Source organism: Cryobacterium sinapicolor (assembly GCF_004403465.1).
Classification (GTDB): domain Bacteria; phylum Actinomycetota; class Actinomycetes; order Actinomycetales; family Microbacteriaceae; genus Cryobacterium; species Cryobacterium sinapicolor.
The window spans coordinates 1-20,007 of the sequence record NZ_SOGQ01000039.1 but is presented as its reverse complement, the minus strand read 5'-3'; the positions used below and the strand labels follow the sequence as shown (position 1 = coordinate 20,007).

16 protein-coding genes and 1 pseudogene are annotated in these 20,007 nt (G+C 61.3%); 9 read left to right on the top strand and 8 right to left on the bottom strand.

Going from position 1 to position 20,007, the window contains the following annotated elements; all coding sequences use genetic code 11:
- Positions 1–1,941: 1,941 nt before the first annotated feature.
- The 5 genes from E3T28_RS08230 to E3T28_RS08210 form a co-directional block, all read right to left on the bottom strand.
- Positions 1,942–3,378, bottom strand: a complete 1,437-nt coding sequence (locus E3T28_RS08230) for an integrase core domain-containing protein (protein ID WP_134429658.1) — start codon at positions 3,376–3,378, stop codon at positions 1,942–1,944.
- A gap of 498 nt (positions 3,379–3,876) precedes the next feature.
- Entirely contained in the window at positions 3,877–4,974 is a 1,098-nt protein-coding gene (locus tag E3T28_RS08225) for an FtsX-like permease family protein (RefSeq protein WP_134429656.1), read from the bottom strand.
- Positions 4,974–5,609 carry an ATP-binding cassette domain-containing protein gene (locus tag E3T28_RS08220; RefSeq protein WP_134429654.1) on the bottom strand — a complete coding sequence of 212 codons (636 nt, stop codon included), beginning with the start codon at positions 5,607–5,609 and terminating at the stop codon, positions 4,974–4,976. The genes E3T28_RS08225 and E3T28_RS08220 overlap by 1 nt, the downstream gene beginning before the upstream one ends.
- Positions 5,600–6,796, bottom strand: a complete 1,197-nt coding sequence (locus E3T28_RS08215; RefSeq protein ID WP_134429652.1) for an efflux RND transporter periplasmic adaptor subunit — start codon at positions 6,794–6,796, stop codon at positions 5,600–5,602. Before E3T28_RS08215 ends, E3T28_RS08220 begins: the two co-directional genes overlap by 10 nt.
- A gap of 80 nt (positions 6,797–6,876) precedes the next feature.
- Positions 6,877–7,464, bottom strand: coding sequence for a hypothetical protein (locus E3T28_RS08210; protein WP_134429650.1), 588 nt, complete (start codon positions 7,462–7,464; stop codon positions 6,877–6,879).
- A 1,286-nt stretch (positions 7,465–8,750) separates the two neighbouring features.
- On the opposite strand from E3T28_RS08210, the gene E3T28_RS08205 reads away from it, so the two are divergent.
- Both E3T28_RS08205 and E3T28_RS08200 read left to right on the top strand, forming a co-directional pair.
- Positions 8,751–9,008, top strand: a complete 258-nt coding sequence (locus E3T28_RS08205) for a transposase (RefSeq protein ID WP_166786964.1) — start codon at positions 8,751–8,753, stop codon at positions 9,006–9,008.
- Positions 9,005–9,940, top strand: a complete 936-nt coding sequence (locus E3T28_RS08200) for an IS3 family transposase (RefSeq protein ID WP_277613363.1) — start codon at positions 9,005–9,007, stop codon at positions 9,938–9,940. The genes E3T28_RS08205 and E3T28_RS08200 overlap by 4 nt, the downstream gene beginning before the upstream one ends.
- Before the next feature lie 130 nt (positions 9,941–10,070).
- Here the strand turns inward: E3T28_RS08200 and E3T28_RS08195 are convergent, their stop codons facing one another.
- Both E3T28_RS08195 and E3T28_RS08190 read right to left on the bottom strand, forming a co-directional pair.
- Positions 10,071–11,006: a sce7725 family protein gene (locus E3T28_RS08195; protein WP_134429644.1), complete on the bottom strand. Its 936-nt coding sequence runs from the start codon at positions 11,004–11,006 to the stop codon at positions 10,071–10,073.
- Positions 11,007–11,062: 56 nt separating this feature from the next.
- Positions 11,063–11,851: a sce7726 family protein gene (locus E3T28_RS08190; RefSeq protein WP_134429642.1), complete on the bottom strand. Its 789-nt coding sequence runs from the start codon at positions 11,849–11,851 to the stop codon at positions 11,063–11,065.
- A 476-nt stretch (positions 11,852–12,327) separates the two neighbouring features.
- Here E3T28_RS08190 and E3T28_RS08185 point away from each other — a divergent pair, with 476 nt between their 5' ends.
- The 4 genes and pseudogenes from E3T28_RS08185 to E3T28_RS17345 all read left to right on the top strand — a co-directional run bounded on the left by E3T28_RS08185 (position 12,328) and on the right by E3T28_RS17345 (position 14,521).
- Positions 12,328–12,942 (top strand): recombinase family protein, encoded by a 615-nt coding sequence (locus tag E3T28_RS08185; RefSeq protein ID WP_134429640.1) that lies wholly within the window; start codon positions 12,328–12,330, stop codon positions 12,940–12,942.
- Between the two features lie 286 nt (positions 12,943–13,228).
- Positions 13,229–13,576: a hypothetical protein gene (locus E3T28_RS08180; protein WP_134429638.1), complete on the top strand. Its 348-nt coding sequence runs from the start codon at positions 13,229–13,231 to the stop codon at positions 13,574–13,576.
- A gap of 9 nt (positions 13,577–13,585) precedes the next feature.
- A pseudogene (locus tag E3T28_RS17745) lies at positions 13,586–14,044 on the top strand (M23 family metallopeptidase); the annotation flags it as partial.
- Entirely contained in the window at positions 14,045–14,521 is a 477-nt protein-coding gene (locus E3T28_RS17345) for a hypothetical protein (protein WP_241979241.1), read from the top strand. It begins immediately after the preceding pseudogene.
- Positions 14,522–14,635: 114 nt separating this feature from the next.
- Here the strand turns inward: E3T28_RS17345 and dnaE are convergent, their stop codons facing one another.
- Positions 14,636–17,950: a DNA polymerase III subunit alpha gene (gene dnaE, locus E3T28_RS08170; RefSeq protein WP_134429635.1), complete on the bottom strand. Its 3,315-nt coding sequence runs from the start codon at positions 17,948–17,950 to the stop codon at positions 14,636–14,638.
- Between the two features lie 485 nt (positions 17,951–18,435).
- Between dnaE and E3T28_RS08165 the strand changes: the two genes are divergently transcribed.
- From E3T28_RS08165 to E3T28_RS08155, 3 genes are all read left to right on the top strand, one after another.
- The gene (locus E3T28_RS08165) at positions 18,436–18,699 is read left to right on the top strand and encodes a hypothetical protein (RefSeq protein WP_134429634.1); all 264 of its coding nucleotides are present in this window, start codon (positions 18,436–18,438) and stop codon (positions 18,697–18,699) included.
- An 11-nt stretch (positions 18,700–18,710) separates the two neighbouring features.
- Positions 18,711–19,247 carry an LPD29 domain-containing protein gene (locus tag E3T28_RS08160; RefSeq protein WP_134429632.1) on the top strand — a complete coding sequence of 179 codons (537 nt, stop codon included), beginning with the start codon at positions 18,711–18,713 and terminating at the stop codon, positions 19,245–19,247.
- Between the two features lie 107 nt (positions 19,248–19,354).
- On the top strand, positions 19,355–19,534 hold the full coding sequence (locus E3T28_RS08155; protein ID WP_134429630.1) for a hypothetical protein: 180 nt from the start codon (positions 19,355–19,357) through the stop codon (positions 19,532–19,534).
- The last annotated feature ends 473 nt before the right edge of the window (positions 19,535–20,007 follow it).

The window sequence follows — 20,007 nt, the reverse complement described above, 5'->3', positions numbered from 1 at the left end:
CTTTGTGAGTTGCTTTAGTCGGTACTCACTGACCATCCCACGGTGGCTCTTTACGTTGACGAAGCAACACTCAAGAGCGGGAAACCACACCACTCACAGGGACGTGACCACAAGATGAACCTCGAGCTTGACTTCCGTCGGGCATGGCGAGACTGGCCCTACCGGTCCAGATTCCCGCTCATAAAGGTTGGCCCACACTCCGACGACCTGCTGATAGTTCTTCACGCGAGCGGACGTCGGCCGCGGTCCAAGTTCGCGTATTGGGAATCAGAGTGGCCATTCATTCCGGTTCTCGAATTCGACGATTGGACCTATGAAGAAGTCGCCGCAATCATCACAGCGGCGGTTCCCGCCGACGCCTGACGTGACTTGGTCGAGTCGTGGTTGAAAGACATTACCGGGAGGTGAACTTCGATCCGTCCTCGGCCGCCCGCTGTCGGCGTGCTACTGACCGACCAAAACGGCCGCAAGTTGCTATGACGTGTGCGCCATGGACCGAGTTTTTCTCGCCATGCCTTGCGGAGCGGCGAGGGTGAAGGCGACCCGGCGACGAACTGCTGTGAGAGTTTCGCAGCCTCAGTTGTCATCAGCCACGGCCGTGAAAGCGAAGGTGCTGTCGTTCCTGGCCTGGTGGCAACGTGTTAAAAGATGATCCCCCAGCCGGGTATGGACCCCGGCCGGGGGATTTCTGTCAAATCCACCCGGTTGAACCCAAATTCGCGTTCTTCGGGTTTGATCAGCCAAGGCCCGGAACCTACCGGTTTTGGACGCCGGAATCGTAAGACCCGGAAATGACACGGACGTGGTACAAGTACTCGACCGCGTCTTAATTTTAGCAGACGTTGAGTGGGTCAGATTACCAAAAACCCAACGGAACCTCCCACCAGAGATTACAGAACCGCTAGACTATCCCTAACGGAACCCCAATAGAGGTGCTACCTCATCGCTCAGCAAGTACCTCCACTCAGCATACTCGGCATCTGAGTGATCGCCAATCTCGCAGCTTCGGAGTTGAAATGAATATTGCACGTGACGAAGGCCACAGTCTCGCAGAAGGCGTATTGCGAGACTCATGCCCCCTACGGAGGTCGTTCGTCGAGCGCGCAGAGGGCGTCAGTGAGCCAACGCCGTTGGCGAGGCTTCTTCGCACCCAAGGGGATGCCGGCGGCAAAGGAGCTGGGTTACGAGTCTCACTCCTGCTGAGCTTGATCTGGCTGTGTGCGAAAGAGCCGTACACGACGACTCGGGTCGCTGCATACTGGGCTGAACTTCTTGGTCGGGCTGATCCTCGGGAAGAGGGCGCGCGTGCTATCCGCGACTGTCTACACGAACTTCGAGAGCGGGGCCTCATCCGGCTAGCGGCTCGGGGCACTCGTGTTGAGATCGCACTAAATGTGGAGACTGCCAATGCAGATCAATCGCGCCCGTATGTGCCGCCATATGAGCGCGAGCCCTACCTTCCGATTCCCCGCGTCTTCTGGACTAGTGGGCTGGCCGGACAACTATCGGGTGCGGGCATTGCGATGTACCTAGTTGCGCTGGCGATGACCCGACATAATGATCCGGAATTTTTCTTGTCAGGTGAGTTCTTCGAGGAGCGTTTCGGGATTTCCCGTTCCAGTCGGAAGCGGGGGCTGGCTGAACTCACGCGACAAGGCGTCTTGACCGTTCAATCCGTCGAGTCGGTCGACTTGGTCACATTCCGCAATGTCAGAAGGAACGTTTACACGATCGGTAGTGCGTTCATGCAGCCGGCGCCAAAAGAAAATCCCCTGGCGGAGTCTTCATCTAAGGAGTCCCCGGAGCCTGAGAAAAAGGGGAAAGTGGCGAGTAGCGCTTGGTGGTAGCGGTAGTCCGGCGAGTTGGTGTGTTATCTCGTGACATCGTGGACACTAAATCTCATCACTTCGCGGACGCTGAGTCTCATAGCTTCGTGCACAGCTACCGCCCTGGCTCACCGAGCACTGCGGGGAGGTCAGTCTGGAGCTGGGCGAACTGTTGCTGATACTCCGCGTTCTTGCGCGCCCAGGGCTTCGTCGGGTGGGCCACATCAACGCCCTGGATAGAGTAGGAGGCGATGTATCGGCCTCGGACGTTCAGCGCGACCATCGGCAGCGGGAACGAGAACACGATCTCAGCGGTCACGGGATCGGTCAGCAAGAACGCGTCAGCGGTGATCGTCCGGTAGAACGTGCGGTCGGCGTACGTCGTCGGCAGGGAGACGTGGTATCCCTGAAAATAGACCTGCCTGTTCGCCGCGGTGACCTCCACGAGCGACTGATCCGCTGTGGGCGGCCGCGCGCTGTCGTCGGGCAGGACCTCCCCGGTCTTGGAGATCGTCAACGATGCCCGGTGCAGGTCTGACTGTCGTCGTGTGCGAGCCCGCCGGTACTCAGAGGATTTCGCTTCCAGCACCGACAGCGGGATCGGCTCGGTCGCTGGTGTGTGTTCGAGCAAGTCCCACGCCGCCCGCGGCGTAGCGTGTTCAAGGGCCTGATGCGGTCGGCGGTTGTTGTAGTGCTCCCGGAATCGCTGGACCCGTCCACGGAGCTGCTCCAGAGTGGCCGGCCGGTCGGCGTCGAGGAAACGGATCAGCGTCTGGTGGGAGCGCTCGTTCTTGCCCTGTGTGGTGGGCTTGCCCGGCAACCCACTGATCGGCATGGTTCCTTTCGAGGCCAGAAAGATCTCCACGGACCCGATCGTGCCTGCCCGCAGCTGATTGAACGCCAGGGAGTTATCCGAAAGCACTTCCCGGGGTGCCCCGCATGCGGCAATAGCCCGTTCGAGCACGTCCTTCGCATCGGTACTGTTCTCATGACGCGAATAGGCGTCGGAGCCCACGTCGTATCGGCTGGCGTCGTCGAGAAGTTGATACACCGTGACGATCTGCCCACCAGCCAGCCGGTACTCGAATGCGTCCAGCTGCCACAGCGACATCACCGTCGCGCGCACGAACGGGATATAGGACGATTTTGGCCGCTTTTTCGGCGACGCGTCCACCTGCCCGACGCTGGCCAGAAGACGCGCGATCGTCGCCACCGAGGGGACCTTCCCTCCAGGGAACCCGTCATCCATGGCCGCTTCGTAGTAGACCGAACGGGGACCATAATCCCAGCCATCAGACTTGAGCTGTTTGCGGATCTTCACCAGCTCATTCACGACCACCTGCCCAAAGCGTCGGGCCGGGACGTTCGGAGCGCGGGAGCGGGGGTGCAGCGCAGCAGCCGCCTCGTGGACAGCTCGCCCACGGATCTTGTAGAACACGCTCCGAGAGATTTTCAGAGAGCGGCAGAACCCGATAATCGACAGCGCGTGAGGCTGAGTCGGGTCGTAGTTCATGATGGCGGCACGAGTCTGGGGTGAAAGAGAATTCGACATTCCTCAACTATCACCGGCGCAAGTGTCTCCGATGCTGTGAGAGATGGTGTCCACGATGTCATGAGATCGTGTGTCCACGATGCGTTGAGACAGGACACACGAAGCCATGAGACCCAGCGTCCGCGAAGTGATGAGATTTAGTGTCCACGATGTCACGAGATAACACACACTCCCCGGACTACCGCTACCACCAAGCGCTACTCGCCAAGTTGCCGGTCAGCCTCGACGCCGATGGAATTTTGGGAGTGGCACCCGACTCCTCTCGTCTGCTTTCGGAGCAAACAGGAGTGGACTACTTCGCAGCGCGCTCCGCGTCCGGCAAGGAGATTTGTCTCATCATGTTCGCGTCACTCTCTGCGTGGACAAGTGCGTGCTCGACTGAGTTACCGATTGAGCTCAGCCTGGCCGGGGTTGGATCTCCGCAGCTGATCTCCGCGTCCAACCTTCCCTCGTCAGATAACTGGACCCAGGTGGCGGACAATCTTGCTATCGGCAAGACTATCGGCCCTTCAGCGTGTCCAGCCGGATCGAGCGAATCAATAGCAAAAAAGACAAGAGGGGAATAAGTGGGAGGAGAGATAGAAGGCGCGTGCCATCGAGCAACGCTAGCTGCACGACGAGGGACCCGAGTTGACCGGTCAGAAAGTACAATGATAAAGAAAGTCCGAGGTGAATCGGAACGAACACCAACACGACGGTTTCCAACACTAGAAGCAGGAGGAATTGGACCTTCTTCAGTCCCAAAGAGCGGTACAGCGCAAATTCGGATCTCCTGGAGTACCAAACCGCAATGACGGTCGTGAATGTGACGATGAGTGCCGCCAAGGGGAAGTGCTGAGACAGTCGGTCATGAAGCTTCTGCTCAGTCGTCGAACCTGGATCGGTTAGCTGAAAATACGGCGACACAGAGGTGGCTGAAGTAAGAGGGAACCAGCCGACGAGGATTGACTCAACCTTGTCTCTAGCCCCGGGTGATGCCTCCACTAGGCACTCCACAATTGAACCGACCGGTGGCACGACCTCGAAGAATGCACTGTCTAGAGCCGTCTTTCGTGTCGATGGGGCCGCAATCTGACTGAGCACGATTGTCGTCGTCGTTGACTGATCAGCAACCTTCGAGAAGGCAATGGGCGCGCCTTCCGTGATTCCAAACGTAACGGCGTTCCTTGAACCAGAGACGAAAGCTACGCTTTTCGACGGATCTAGTTGGTCCCCGGGCCAGAATATTGCAGCGAGTCCAACCGTGCCTCGGACGAGTTCAAGCGACTCGTTTGGACGGGAGGCTACGTTGACTGAGGCCCGCGAAACCACGCCGCCCGCGGAAATAACGCCGCTGATCGCGTTAAGTTGATCGCATCGAGCGGCCGAGATTGGTCCTCGATTCTCCCCGGCAACAGACAATGTATTCGTACCAGCCGCCACCGCGGCGAGATCATCTCGTACAACGGATCCCACCTCCATCGCCGTAACTAACGGGACGGCAAGTCCGGACGCCAGCCCCATGATAACGGCCAAAGTCAACAAGGCCGGGGCGGATCCTAAGTTCCTAACCGTCTCCCGAGCGAGGACACCAAGCCCGAACCCGCGCCTAGGCATCACCAAGTGGCAGACCGGGCGAGAGCTATCAGTTTTCCGTCTGAGATCGAATACGCGCGGCTGCACCGGTCAGCCACGGCCCTGTCATGAGTCGCCACCAGAACGAGAGCACCCTGCCCTGCCGCTACTAGGAGCGCGCTGCAAACGGCTTCCCGGGACTCGGGATCCAGCGAGGCTGTCGGCTCATCCGCAAGGATGACATTTGCGTGAGCAGCTATCGCGCGAGCGACTGCTAGCCGTTGGCGCTCTCCCCCGGAGAGCGTGTAGACGCGCTGCCTCTGGACCTGCGCTACGCCCAGTTTCTTCATGCTGGACAGCGCCAGTGCGCGCGACCGCAGCACCGAGTAGCCCTCTGACAGCGGTCCAAGTTCGACGTTTTCGAGCGCGGTCCTTCTCGCTAGAAGTGGTGTGGACTGTAGAATCCACGCCAGCCGGAGCGATTCAGCTGGGATAAGACTCACGGATCCGCCGTCTGGCTTTAGCGCCCCGGACACAATCCCCAAGAGCGATGATTTTCCAGAGCCGGAAGGCCCCATCAGTGCAACCGTTTCTGACGATTCAGCCACGAGGTCCGCACCGGACAATATCGCTCGGCTGCCGAATGATAGGTCTAGGCTCGCCAGCTCTAGTCGCATCGTCGATCCTCCTTGGCCGGGGAAATGAGAACCTGCTGTCCTTCCACCAAAGTCCCACTTACTACCGTCAAGCCCTTTGTTGTCCCAAGTACAGTCACCTCCTCGCCCGACGTCTTCCCCCCCCTCATCTTCACCAGGGTGCAAAGGTTTCCGCTTTCCTCAGCGAAGATTGCTGCCGATGGGATAAGCCAAGTACCCGCCTTAGGCTGCGTTTCGAGTGATGCTCGAACGACAGTCGAGTCCGGCTCGGTTAGCGATTCAAGAGCAGCGAGGTCGCTCGGTGCCACGAAACCTCTGTCCTCAGTCAGCTCTAAAGGCTGGGACCCGACATAGAGAACCTCTCCAGCACCGGCTGTCTTGTCATCCCCCGACTGTGAAGCGGCGCCGTCGCTATCCTCGGGCGTAATTGCAGTTTCAAAGCCAGCGTCAGGTCGTTCCTGCAATCGCGCTGAGGTTATGAGTGGTTTTCCGGTAGCGATAACCTCGCCTGCCGCCGGCGCTGGAGACCCTACTCGCAGTGATATTTCGGATATCGGAACATCAGACTGAAGAAAGATGAACCAAGTTGGATCGAACCCGGATACGTCATCTGGGTTCGCCGCACCAATGCTGTCCGCCAGGGCCCGCACGCCCGACAGAGTCCGCCTCGTAAACACGTCGGAGTTGCCAGCATCCAGCCCCCTATCCCGAAGGACTGCGTTGAGCCTCGCCACATCGTCACCGATGTCCTCTTCGACCAGAGTCCGAGAAAAAGGGCGACCGGAAGCTATGGCGAGTCGAGATATCCCGTCAATAACCACGACAACCTGGCCGCTGCGAAGGACGGCGCCGGCCTCAAGCCGAACTTCCTGAACAAGGCCACTCCAATTTGGGGCGACAATTTCATATGCGTCTGACCGAACAATCGCAAGCTGAGCGTCGGCACGCAGTGGCAGATCGTTGACATCGATCGGAGACCAGACGCGGCGGACTGGTGCTATGGATGCTTTTGTCTCCTGCAGTGACAGGTATGTGAATCCCCCAACGGGTAGCAGGACCCAGACGAGCAGAGCTGCCACGTACACAGAGACGCGAAAGGGGCGGTACACACCGTTCCTACGGCGTTTTCTTGCCATCATGCGATCCGGACGCGTGGGCTGCTTTGATTTCACTGCACAAACATCCAGATTCGGCTTGTCGAATATCAATGAAGCTCCTTGCGGTTTCTGCCTGCCGCTTCTCCGTTACGTCTCGCCGGTGCGACGACACGTAACGGAGAAACCACATCTCAGAAAGCGACCGTCATTGACGGGTATTCGGGGTACATTTCAGTTGCCGCGTCCAAGATGCACGAAGACAACACATCAGGATCAACACCGGGCAGGTCTGCAAAAGCTTTCGCATTCGTCTCGCCGCCAGTCGTTTCAATCCCCTTCTTCTCCAGGCATTCAGAAGTACTCGTCCGCAGCGCAGCTTCCATCACATCTGGAGTTGAGAATGAATACGCCTGAGACACTGACGACCAGTACTTCGCTTGGCACACGTCTCCATCTGCCAACGCCGACTGTGGGTCGAGCTCACCAGAGTTCATAGAGAACTCATATCGGTTTCCGGAAACAGGACTCATCAACGGGGCCGAGGGTTCGATGCCCACATTTCTCAAGCAACCGGCGAGCAGGTTAAACGACTCGTCATATTCCTCGAACGACACGGAGCCATCCGCAAGCACCGCTGCTTGCTCGGTATTTCCGGAATCACTCTCCTGACGACCAAGCTCTTTGACCTGCTCCGAGCTCATGACACCACCGTTGTATTGCTGGCTGCCTTCGTTCGACGAACAGCCGGTGAAAAGTCCGCAGAGAATCAGAGCACCCACGATTCCCACGCATGCCCGGCCCATTACCCCAGAACGCATTACGTATTCCGCAGCCACGCATTGCCCACGGAATGGTTCCCGTAAGCATTACCACTTGTGAACTTCTGAATTTTGACCGAAACGAGAGACCCTGGGGTGTACTGCCAAGGACTTGTAGCACCGCCACCAGATACACGCACAGCAGGCAACCCTCCACTACCGATGCAGATCGGGTACCTGTACGACGTGATGCCCTCGGCATACATCGCGCCGTTTGAAGTGGATGAGAAGCTAGTACCGTAGTAGTCTCCTTCAGTGCACCCACTCGCGCGCAACTTCACGTTGAAAGCGCCGTTGGCGGATGCTGGAATGACGGAAGAGGACACGAAAGCTGCGGCGAGCAGAAGCGTTGTGCCTGCCAGCGCCCAGCGTCCAGCGCGTTTGGTCGGTTTTTGGGCATGAATCTGCATTATGATTTCCCCCCGGTTGTCAAGAAATGTCCTGATGGCACCTCTCTTACTGAAAGCTATCGGTGATACAACACAGGAACAAGCTATCTTCGTGCCCCCAAAAAGGGTGGCGCAGCTATTCCTGGGGTCGGACTTTGATCGGGCGCTCCGACATCGTCGCCTGCGACCTCGCCAAAGAACTCCTCCGGCCCCTTCAGCACCAGGACCGCCTTCCCATCGGCTGGTCTCCGCTGGACTGTCGGCCGCGGTGTCGGATAACTCGACAAAGGCATGGCGACGAGTTCTCCGCCGCGCCGGAAAAAACGATCTGCTTGCGTCCACGGTCCGGGACTGCAGGCGTCATTCGCCGAGACGTTCTCGGGTGCTTGTGCTTGTGCTTGATCATCTCAACTGCTCTGGTCCGGCAAGCCCCCGAAACCATTGGAGGATACCCAGTTCTCATCCCGCTGGTCGGCTATTTCCTCTAGCGAGAAGCCGAATATACGAGGGCGCGCGCTCGACGAGGACGCTGTCGGTAGGGCCATTGATGCCGCCACCGACGCAACGCACGCCGTGATCGAGGGGTCTGTCTAGAGCTTCTCCCAAAGACATCGCCGTCCTGCACGCCATGGCCAAAGACAGAAGGCCGTTGTCTACCAGTGACATCGGACAACGGCTGGGTGCCAAGACAAACCTTGTCGCCAACTACCGGACACGGCTCCTGGCCGCCGGCCTCATTGAGTCGGCCGGAGACGGCAAAGTCAACTTCGCTATCCGGGTGCGCGAGGCGGCGAGCCCACCGGCTATCCGTGGCCTTGACCCCGGTTGGTGGACACCTCACAAGAGAGAATGTTCATCATGGGAAACACGCGCCGGGAGTTCACTCCTGAGTTCAAAGACGAGGCCGTCAAGCTGGTGATCAACACCGGTCGGGCGGTGGCAACCGTCGCCCGCGAGCTCGGCGTCAACGAAGCCACCCTGGGCCGGTGGGTGAACCTGTTCAAGGCCAGCCAAGACGCCGGCGAAGCCGGGATCACCGAGACGGAAAAGGCCGAACTGCTGCGGCTACGCAAAGAGAACGCCGACCTGAAGCTGGACCGGGCGTTCCTAAAATAAGCCTCCCTCTTCTTCGCCCAGGAAGCCTCGGATACGAACGCCAAGCGTTCGCACTGATGCTGGTGGAGAAGACCAACTTCAGCATCGTCCGAATGGTCCGCCTCCTCGCCGTTTCCCGGTCGGGCTACTACGCCTGGCTGGGCCGCAGCCCGTCTGAGAGGGCGGTCCGGCGGGAGAACATCGACCAGAAAGTCGCCTGGTTCCACAGCGACTCAGACGAGGTCTACGGGGCCCCGCGGATCCTCGCCGACCTCCGCGCAGATGGCGAGACCATCTCCCGGAAAACTGTGGCCAGCACCATGCGCCGCCTGGGATTGGTGGGTATCAGCCCGAAACGGTGGCGCACCACCACGGTCAGCCAGGCCGAGGACGCCTACCCCGTCGACGCCGTCAAACGAGAGTGGGATACCGGGGCCCTGAACCAGGTCTGGGTGGGCGATATCACCTACCTGAGGACCTGGGAAGGGTGGCTGTATTTGGCCACCGTGATCGACGCGCACTCGCGCCGTGTGATCGGCTGGGCGATCGCCGACCACATGCGCACCGACCTCATCCAAGACGCCCTGGTCATGGCCATGGCTCTCCGCGGTGAGCGGCTGGAGCAGGTGATCTTCCACTCCGATCGTGGCACCCAATACGCGTCAGCGCAGATCACCGCGTTCGCGAAAGCGCACCGCATCACCCGATCGATGGGCTACACCGGGGTCTGCTGGGACAACGCGATGGCGGAAAGTTTCTTCGCCACGCTCAAGACCGAGTTCTACCATCGACGCGTCTGGCCCAGCAAGAACAAGGCATCCCGGGAAGTCGGCGCCTGGATCGAGGACCGCGATAATCGGCGCCGCCGGCACACCTCCCTGGGCCAGGTCAGCCCCGTCGACTTCGAGCTGCAATACGCAAACCAGAACGCGGACTTCGCTAAAGCCGCATAACCCCGTGTCCACTAACCGGGGGCAAGGCCACTGTCAGTCGCAGGCGCCAAGAAGTAATTCGAGAGCGGGAATCAGGGTCGTCGGCATGAGCCTCTGCCCGTATACGGATTCTTCCCGACAGGAACCCTGATTAGAGGCAGTGCGCGACCGTGTGCAGATGGTGACTTATCTGCTGCTGCTTCGACTTCTCGAGGCTGGTCCGCTTGCCCGTCGAGAGGTATGACTCAAGGGTCGTGTAGCCGGGTGATAGGAGGAACCGGCCCGGGGTCGCCGTCTGCTGATTGGTCATGTGCTGGATGGACTGCAGCAGCTTGATAGCGTCGGGCGGAGACTTCTGTATCCGATCATCAGAGAGGAAGTGCTGCACCTTGAGCTCGTTGGTGCTGGGTTCCTGATAGGTCATGTGCACTGCCACGGCGCCGGCGCCGGCGCCTCCGGCACCGACCCGTGGAGGCTTCGGGTCGATGAGCGCAAAGTCACCGAAACCGGCTGGTCCATACGATTTCGGGTCGAGAGAGAACGCGGACTCCGCCGGGTAGTTGGCGTTGACGTTTATCGGAAATCGTGGCACGAGAGGCACGACATGTTGGCTTGGCATCGCCGAGACGTAATCCGTTGCCGCCACGAGAGGGCCGACGAAGACGCGGACGGGCCGCACGCCCAAAGTCGCGGCGATGGTGATGGGTGACAGCCCGCCCTGCAGAACGACGAGGGCCACGTCACGGCCGTGGAACGTAGCCAGGAATAAGGCGAGGTCGGGACCGGTTGTGAAGCCGGACACGTGCATGACCGGAGTGACTACAGCCGGCTGCGCGACGTAGCCGGCAACTTCTACCGTCCATGCAGCCTGTTCCGCAGGTGTCTGTAGTGTTCCGCGAGTCGGGTTGACGACTAGATGGAGTTTCGCGCCCACCGTCTTGTAGGTATCGAGCAGGCCAATCAGGTCTCCGGCCTGAGAGTAGGGCTCGACGATTGGATGAACGGCTTGGTTCGTGCCGATAGTGGTGGCGACGTCAATAAGAGCATTTCGCTCAGCGCGCCGACCGTACAGATACGGAAAATACATGATCGTCCCCCGAGCGATGGATGTACCTTCTATTCTGGTCCGGAACCGAAGGGTTCTCAAACACCCCAAGTACGGGGCAGGGGTTCGGCGAGTCGAGACACCAAGCGTCGCATAGCCACTCTGGAAAGTGGCGTCGAGTACACGAGGGCGCGTGTAGATTTCGGCAACGACGGGTGCGTGGCGATCTCGTGTGCGCTTTGACCGCGGGCACGGAAGGCCTCGATGGCGCCCTTATGAGCCTGGGCGATATCAAGTTCAGAGAACAGATCGCGAAGTTCGTGCCATTGGCTGACTGGGTCGTTGGCGGCGGTCGCTTGCAAGCCATGATGCCTCAGGATATCCGCGACTTCGCCCTGTCGGAGGGCGCCGAAGATATGTTCGGAACGCATCTGGTCCAAGTTGGATATTGCCGGACGGATAACGCTTAGCGATCCGTGGCGGCGGAGGGCGAGCAATCCGACGCCCTCGGGTATGTGACGTTCGGCGGATGCTGCTCGGCGTTCGGATACGACGACGTTGACCATTTCGACCCGGGTGCGGTAGTCCCTAAGCTGCGAAGTTAGGCGGGCGAATGAGTCCAGGTCCGTCTTGATTTCGTAGACCGTGGATGTGCCGTTAAACACGGCGACGTCGGCGATAGATCTTCCAAGTGGCAGTTCAAGGATGGCTGACGCCGTCGATGGTTTGTGTCGGCCGAAGACGATCTTGGACACGATGGCGTTCTTGAAGACGTATTCGTTGCGGTAATTACACAGCAAGATCTCATACGCGATGTCGAAGGCGTCGGCAATGGACCGTACCCCTGAGTCGACGGCAAGAGGAAAGACCTTTTGGAGGCGCTCCATGGCTTCGAGTGGACGTTGCGATGCAAGGCTCCGGTATGTCGCTGAAGAGAACATAGCTGACACGTCTGTCAGGGACGGTGGCAGGTTCGTCTCGACGTACACCGTTGAAGCATACGCGTCGAAGGGTGAGAGTTCTCCGGCGGCTCGACGCCTAATTGTGAACGCGTACGACACCACATCGAAGCCATTCACTTGGCCCCATTGACGCGATGAGCAACATCTTGTTGAACGACTTTGGTGAGCTCGACGTGATTCTCAACGGCCTGGCTGAGGACCAGGTTGAGAAGCTCCACGGCTGGCCAATCTGGACGCTTGCGGACGTTCGGTAGCCGTTCCAGTCGCAGCCATCACCCAACTCAAATCCACGGCTTTTGCGGGACCTAGAATAAATAACTGGATAAGTGACATTTTTTGTTCTGTTGGAGCCGAAGACTCGTTTGTCACGTAATCGGACGTTTAAATGACAGGAGTCGATCATGCTCGTCGGATACATGCGCGTGTCAAAAGCTGATGGTTCGCAGAGCACTGATTTACAACGAGACGCACTCTTGGCCGCCGGTGTCGCTGCAGGGGATCTCTACGAGGACCCGGCATCCGGCGAGAAGGACGACCGGCCACACTTGGCGGCCTGCTTGAAGGCGCTGCGTCATGGTGACACCCTCCTGGTTTGGAAGCTGGGCCGGCTCGGCCGAGATCTGCGTCATCTGGTCAATACGGTGCATGACCTCACGGACCGTGGCATCGGCCTCAAGGTGCTCACCGGAGAGGGCGCCGCGATCGACACCACGACGGCACCTGGGAAGCTCGTCTTTGGAATCTTTGCTGCTCTCTCCGAGTTCGAGCGGGCGCTCATCTCTGAGCGCACTGTTGCCGGGCTTGCCGCAGCTCGAGCACGGGGGAGGACGGGCGGGCGGCCGTTCAAGATGACGCCGGCCAAGGTTTGCTTGGCCATGGCCGCGATGGGTCAGAAGGAAACGAAGGTTGGCGACCTCTGCAAGGAGCTCGGGATCACCCGGCAGACGCTGTACCGCCATGTCTCACCGGCGGGGGAGCTGCGGGCGGACGGTGCGAAGCTCCTCTCGAGGAAGTAGTGGCCTCACCTGGTCACTGTCAGAAGGGAACCCTCAGCGGGAAGTTACTGGCGGCGTCCCTGTTGAGCCTTGGCTGAATTGTCCACGAGCCGTTGGACATGCGATCCGCAAGCGCGGCATGTTTCTGACACAGATCCGTCGATCAACTGTCACGCCGGTGATCAGCGTGCGCCTTATGCCGGAAAGAGGCGCGTAGTGAGTTTCATCCATGATTGGCCCCCGGAAAGGGGAATGTCATTCCGGGCCGGAAGCTGGCACGCTCAGCGCTATGACTCGAGGACTTGCGGTGTATGCCAATTCGGCAACAAACATCTGGGCGGTAGGCGGGCCAGCGACGTGGCGTCAGATTCAGCCGGGGCGACAGGTTCTCTACGAAACGTTGTATGGCACGCGTGTGGCGCTCAACGATTCCGACTTCACAGAGGTGATGCAGACTTGCGTCGCCGGGCGCATCGGCGATGCGCGGGTCTATGCCAACGCCGGAACCAACCAATGGGTCCTTGCAGGACCGGGCGTGTGGTTCGTGCTCGATAGCACGAACACACCACTGTTCACGAGCCAGTTCGGGGACCGAATCGCCCTTACGCCAGCGGACTTCGCGAAGATTCAAGCCGCCTTTCAGCCCAAGCCCTGACCCGCCATCATGACCGAACAGGAATTCACTCTGTCGCGGCGAACGGTGTTAGGTGGAGCTGCCGCGGCAACCGCTGCGTTCACCTTTCTTCAACAGGCGCGACCTTCGAGCGCGAGCGCTGCAACTATTCAGTACTCGTGGCCTGTCGAGTACAAGTACTACGACACGACCGATCCGTATGGACAATACGGGGCGGGCGGGTGGCGCACGTACAAGCATCGCGGGGCGGACTTCACTGCTCCAGCAGGGACAGCCGTTAAAGCTGTCGCAGACGGCGTAGTCGTTCCGACACCGTGGAACACAGCTTTGGGTAACGTCGTTGTGCTTCGACACGACGACGGAATGTATAGCGGTTACTGCCACCTGCGAGATTCCGTATCCGTGTCTGGAGGAGTGCCTCGCGGCGCGATCATTGGATACGTTGGAAACACGGGTTCAGCATCCGACGGAGCACACCTTCACCTCACGATGGCTTACAACGCGGCTGGCGCTGAGGGCGGCGGAGACTACAACACGAGCCACTTCGATCCGATTCCGTACATCACGGCAAGATTGACCGGTGTCGCGCCGCCCCCGGCTATCGATGAGCGCCTGGAGCGTGGCTTCGGCGTCTTCGCGAACGTTGCATCGGACGCTTGGGCCGTGGGGGGAGCAGGGACCTGGAGGGGAATTCTGCCGGGAAAAGGCGATTTGTACCAATCGCTGTATGGCACGCGTGTGGCGCTAAGCGAGTCTGACTTCACGGAAATAATGCAGACCTGCGTCTCCGGTCGCATAGGCGACCTGCGTGTCTACGCCAACAGTGGTACCAATCAATACGTCCTCGCAGGACCGGGGGTGTGGTTTGTGCTCGACAGCACGAGCGCCCCACTGTTCATGAGCCAATTCGGTGATCGAATCGCACTTTCACCAGCGGACTTCGCGAAGATTGAAGCTGCTTTTTAGGACGCATCTCCCAGTTGAGAGACATTCTTCTAAGGGAAGGACTCGGGCCGCGGTTTCATACAGATGTTCCCGGACCGCTCCTGATGACGGTTGCATCCGGTTCGGCGGCGCAGGTCATGCCCTCCGCCTCCACATCTGAATGACGTTGTCCACGGCCTCTGCCTCGACCACAACCCGCTCCGTTTCCCGCTCCGCGGCCTGACGCGTCCGGACTTTCCCGGCCACGTCCAGCAGGTCCCACATTTGCTCGCCGGTCACGGAGACCCCGCGGGTGCCGGTGCGTCGGGTTCGGCCGCGGATGAGGGCGTAGTGGGTGCGGAACACGGGTGCCCCGATCGCAGCCTGGGCGTCGTGGAAGAACACCACGTTGGAGACGGGCCCGCTTCCGTCGTCGAGGGAGAGGAAGACGACGCGTTTGCCGCTGCGCATTGGCGGTGTGTGGGTGGCGCGTCGGACCCCGGCGACCAGGACTTCAGTGCCGCCCGGCAGGTTCACGAGCTCCGACGCGGGAGTGACCCCGAGTTCCTTGAACAAGGGGTAGAAGCGGGTCATCTGATGCTGACTGACGGCCAAGCCGAGGTCTCGGAGTTCCACGTCTGTTTGGGTGCGGCCGCGGAGGTCGAGGGCGGTGACCGACCTGTAGAAGTCGGGCAGTGGCAGTTCGATGTCGAAGGCGAGCTGGTCGGGGCCGACGGGGAGGGCCTTGCCGCCGAGGCCTTGGATGTGGGCGAGGAGGTCGCCGCGGCGGGCCTGGTCGTAACCGATGAACGAGTCCAGGGCACCAACCCGGGCCAGGGCTTCAAACGTGCGCCGGCGCGGCCGCACCCGATCGCGGAAGTCCTGCAACGAGGAGAACGGCTGATGCTCCGCGATCCGCTGCCGCTCCACCGCGCTGGATCCGGCGAGTTCGGGCAGGGCCAAGCGGATAGCGAGTTGCCCGTCGCCCAGCTGTTCCACACGGTAGTCCAATGCGGACTTCTGGACGTCGAGGCCGAGGACGGGCACGCCCAGGTTCCGGGCTTCGGCAACGATCAGGTCCTTGGGCCACATGCCCGGGTCATGGGTGAGGAGCCCGGCGAAGAACGTAGCCGGGTGGTGCGTTTTTAGCCAGGCGCTTTCATAGGTGGTGCGGGCGAATGCGGCCCCATGCGCTTTGGCGAACCCGAAACTGCCGAACCCGGACAGTACCTTCCACGCCCGGTCGATGACCGGCGCCGGGAACCCGCGGGTGGCGGCCTGCTTCCGCACGTACGCTTCGATCTCGGCGAGATCGCCGGATTTGCCGAGGTGTCGGCGGAACACGTCGGCTTTGCCCATTCCGCAGCCGGTCAGTTCGTCGAAGAGGCGCATCACTTGTTCGTGGAAGACGACGACCCCGTTGGTTTCGGCGAGGAACGGTTTGAACCGTGGGTGCATGTGGTCGGGTGCGACTTCCCCGTGCCGCGCCTTCAAGTACTGGAGGGGCATGTTTGCTTGCATCGGGCCGGGGCGGAACAAGCTGATCTCCACGGTGAGGTCGTTGAAGACTGCCGGTTGGAGCTTCCCGATCAGCTCCATCTGCCCAGGCGACTCAAGTTGGAAAACGCCGAGGGTGCGGGTGGTGCGGAGCATTTCGTAGGTGGGGGCGTCGTCGAGGGGGACCCGGTCCAGGTCGATGGTTTCGCCGGTGAGTCGCCGGTGCTCCTCGATCGCAAAGGCCATCGCTGACTGCATGCGGACGCCGAGGATGTCGAGCTTGATTAGGCCCATGGGGTCCATGTCGTGTTTGTCGTACTGGGACATCGGTAGCCCCATCCCTGAGCGTTGCACGGGCGTCCGGTCCAGGAGAGACGTGTCGGAGAGGATGACGCCGCACGGGTGCACGCTGATGTGGCGGGGGAGCCGGTCGAGCTTCGCGGTGAGGTCCACCAGTTGGTCGAGTTGCTGCGACTCGCGGACCTGCGCGGCGAGGTCCGCGAGCTCGGGTTTCTCCTCGAGGGCCCGGCGGAAGTCGCGGGCGTTGAACCGCCACATCTGCTTCGCGATCGCCGCGACCTGGTCCTCCGGCATGCCGAGCGCAAGGCCGGCATCGCGGACGGCGCCGCGGCCCCGGTACGCGTTGGTCATCGACATCAGTGAAACCCGGTCGGCGCCGAAGACCTGGAACACTTCCCGGTAGATGTCGTGACGCCGTGCGGACTCGACGTCAATATCGATATCGGGGAGGGTCTGGCGCTCGGGGGAGAGGAACCGCTCCCAGATGAGGCCGTTCTCGATCGGTTCGACCGACGAGGTGCGAAGCGTGTAGTTGAGGACGGAGCCCACACCGGAACCCCGCGCCTGCACTCGGACGCCCATGCCCCGGATCAGGTCGGCGACCCGGGCCACGGTCAAGAAATAGGCGGCGAACCCGAGGTGCTCGACCGTCTCCATCTCATGCGCGAGTTCCAAGTGCGCGGAACGGGCGAGGGTGGTGCCGGCGTAGCGGTCGTCGATGCCATGCCGGGCACGCCGCCACAACTCAGCGACCGGGTCACCAACGACGCCAATGATCGAGGCTTCCGGCATCCTCGGGGTGCCGAGTCCGATGTCTCCGGCCGGGTCCAGCGCGCACCGGTCCGCCAGCTCGCGTGTGGTGCGGAGTAGTTGGTCGAGGGCGCCGGGGTTCCGGGCGCCGGCGTCGACGACCATGCGTGCGACCTGGCGCATGTGCGATCCGTCTTTCAGCCACGCTTGCCCGTTCGCCTGGGGTTCCTGGAGCTGGGCGAGCGGGGTGAGTAGCCGGGTGGCGTCGGCGAGGTCCGCGGTTATCGCGTCGCCCGGCTCGCCGTAGCGGACGGCGTTGGAGAGGATGGCGGGGGTGCCGGTGTCCTCGGCGAGCCCGAGCATCCGGGTGGCCGCGGCCACGGACCCGCGTTGCCCGGTCGGTGCGAGGTGGCAGACGACTTCGAGGGTGACGGAGCCGATCGGCATGACGCGGAGCCACGCGCGCAACCCAGCGACCGACTCCGCGTTGTCCCGGCGTTCTACCGCGAGCCCCACATCCGAGAGCGGCCCGAGGAGCACGGTCAGGGTGCGTCCTTCCGCCCAGGTCGCGAGCCGGCGCCGGTCGATGCTCGGCACCCTGCCTGCCTCGTGCGCGGAGCTCACGGCCCGGCAGAGCGCGGCGTACCCGCGGCCGTCCCCGCCGTGGGCGAGTAGGGTCACCCGGCCGAGGGGCCGGTGCTCATCATCGTGGACGGCCAGGTCCGCGCCGAGGCCCGCCCGGATCCCCGCGGCCGCGCACGCCCGCACGTGCTTGACCGCCCCGTACAGCCCATCCCGGTCGGTGAGGGCGAGGAAGTCGGCGCCGGCGGCCGCCGCCTGGTCGACGAGGGCCTCGGGCATGGTCACGCCGTAGTGCGGCGAGTATGCGGAGGCGACGTGGAGGTGCGGGAAGCTCTGTCGCATCCGTACCTCCAACCCTTGCTTTCGAACGTTTATTCGATATAGGGAGTGTAGGTCTGGGCTCTGACACTAACAAGGTCTGGCCAGGACAGGTGGCGGTCGCAGGCGCATCATCTACGCCGAAGGAGCCGGTACCGAAGAGGTTTGACGCCCATCGATGACACCGGCGCAGTGAAGACCTGGACTCTTCCCGCCGGCGTCGCCGGTTCGGCTCATCTGATGCTGCTCGAGCCAATGAGCAAGGAATCCTGGTGCCCGACTGTGCAGGTCAGCGCACGGANACGGAAACTTTGTTGCTTTTCGTCTGGGGGATTGTTCACTGCGTGCTGCCGGCGTCAAGCCGTCGTCACAGTTTCAGCAAAAACTTCTTCCCCCGCTGCGCTCCTCCATAACTTTTGGCCTGCAACCGTTCCTTGGGGCTTGACCCCGACAGCACTCCATGAGGGCGGAAAGACCGCCGAAAGGCAAAAAAATTTGGAGGAGAGAAAATGCTTGAACAGATCCAGACCCCCGCGGAGACGATCACTTCCGCTGACGTTGAGTGGAAAATCTTTCACGTCACCAGCTCGATCCGCAGGCGTGAACGCACTCTGAACTGGGACGGATACGCCACGCCCCACACACCTGAGCGCCCCGCCGTCGCCGCCGCGCGCACCGCCGACCAGCTCGCCCGGATCGCTGAACTCCGGACCCGGCTTGCCCTGTGGGAAGCCATCCAGGCCGAGCAGGCCGCCACCGCACTGAGCAACTGAGGAAACAGAACATGACGGATTACATCAGCACCAAGGACACCGCCAAGTTGGTTCGGGTGGCGCTCAAGAGCGCGTTTCCCGGCGTGAAGTTCAGCGTCCGGATGAGCACCGGCACCGCGTCCGCATGGATGAACGTGTCCTGGAGCGACGGCCCCACCGACCGCGAGGTTAGCGCGGTGACCAGCCAGTACGAGGGCCGCAAGTTCAACGGCATGACCGACGGGTACGACGACCAAGGGTCCGCGCTCGTCGCGTTCGACGGCGAGGACATGCCCCGGGTCGTGCGGTACTCCTGCGACGGGATCAACACCCACCGCGACTACACGGCCGCCGGATACCGGGTCGCGCAGCACCTCATCAGCACCGACAGCGACCACAAAGAACTCGTCGTGTTCACCTCGGAGGGCGAACCAATCAACGACGCCGCCGTGCCCCACGGGATCTACGTCGCCGGGCACTTCCACGATTACATCTACAGCCCCGTGCACATCGCCCAGGTCATCCTGCACCGCGTGAACCTCTGCGCTGTCACCGCGCCCATCCGATAGACCAGGAGAACCAGCAATGAACACACCCACCATTGACACCGCCGCGGCCGCGCGATTCGTCGACGTGTTCGCGGCCGCAGACTTCGCGGGGAGACGTGGGCCCGCGGATGAGCTGCACCGAAGTGGACGCCCTCGCCGGGATGCTCCGCGCCGTCGGCGCAGCCGCCGCCGCCGACACCTGGGTATCCGCCCACGCCGATGAAGACCAAGAAGGACAGCCACCACCAAGCCTGATCATCCAAACGCCCCTTGACGACGATCAAGGGGGCGCCTGGACACCCCAGTAACTCACCAACCGGGGCGATCGCTGGGGACGGATACGGCCGATTCGGAACAGAGGACGACCTCGGTTGTAGCGGCGCCGTCCCGGAACCTGACAACGACGAGGCATCGGGCGAACTCTCCGCACGCATCAGTTGGGCGGACCGCTCAGCATCCCCCAACGAGACTCTGGCGGGAGCAGCTGGACCTTGACATCCCAGGAAGAAAAGAACCGAACGTGATATCCAGCAGGAAGGGCCGTCCTGATCGGTGTGGTGACCGGCAGTTTCGAAGTGCCGCTAGTGTGCGAATATGACTGAATTGTGGACTGTCCTCGTCGCCGTATTTATCGGCTCATTGACGTCGATTGTTCCAACCCTGGTCGCCGATTGAATATTGGCTTCGTTGGGCACCACTTGTGGTGCGGTTGAGCCCCACTGTTCAGATGCGTGATTCGTGTCGTTCAGCCCCACTACCGGCGTGGTTGAGCACCACCTGA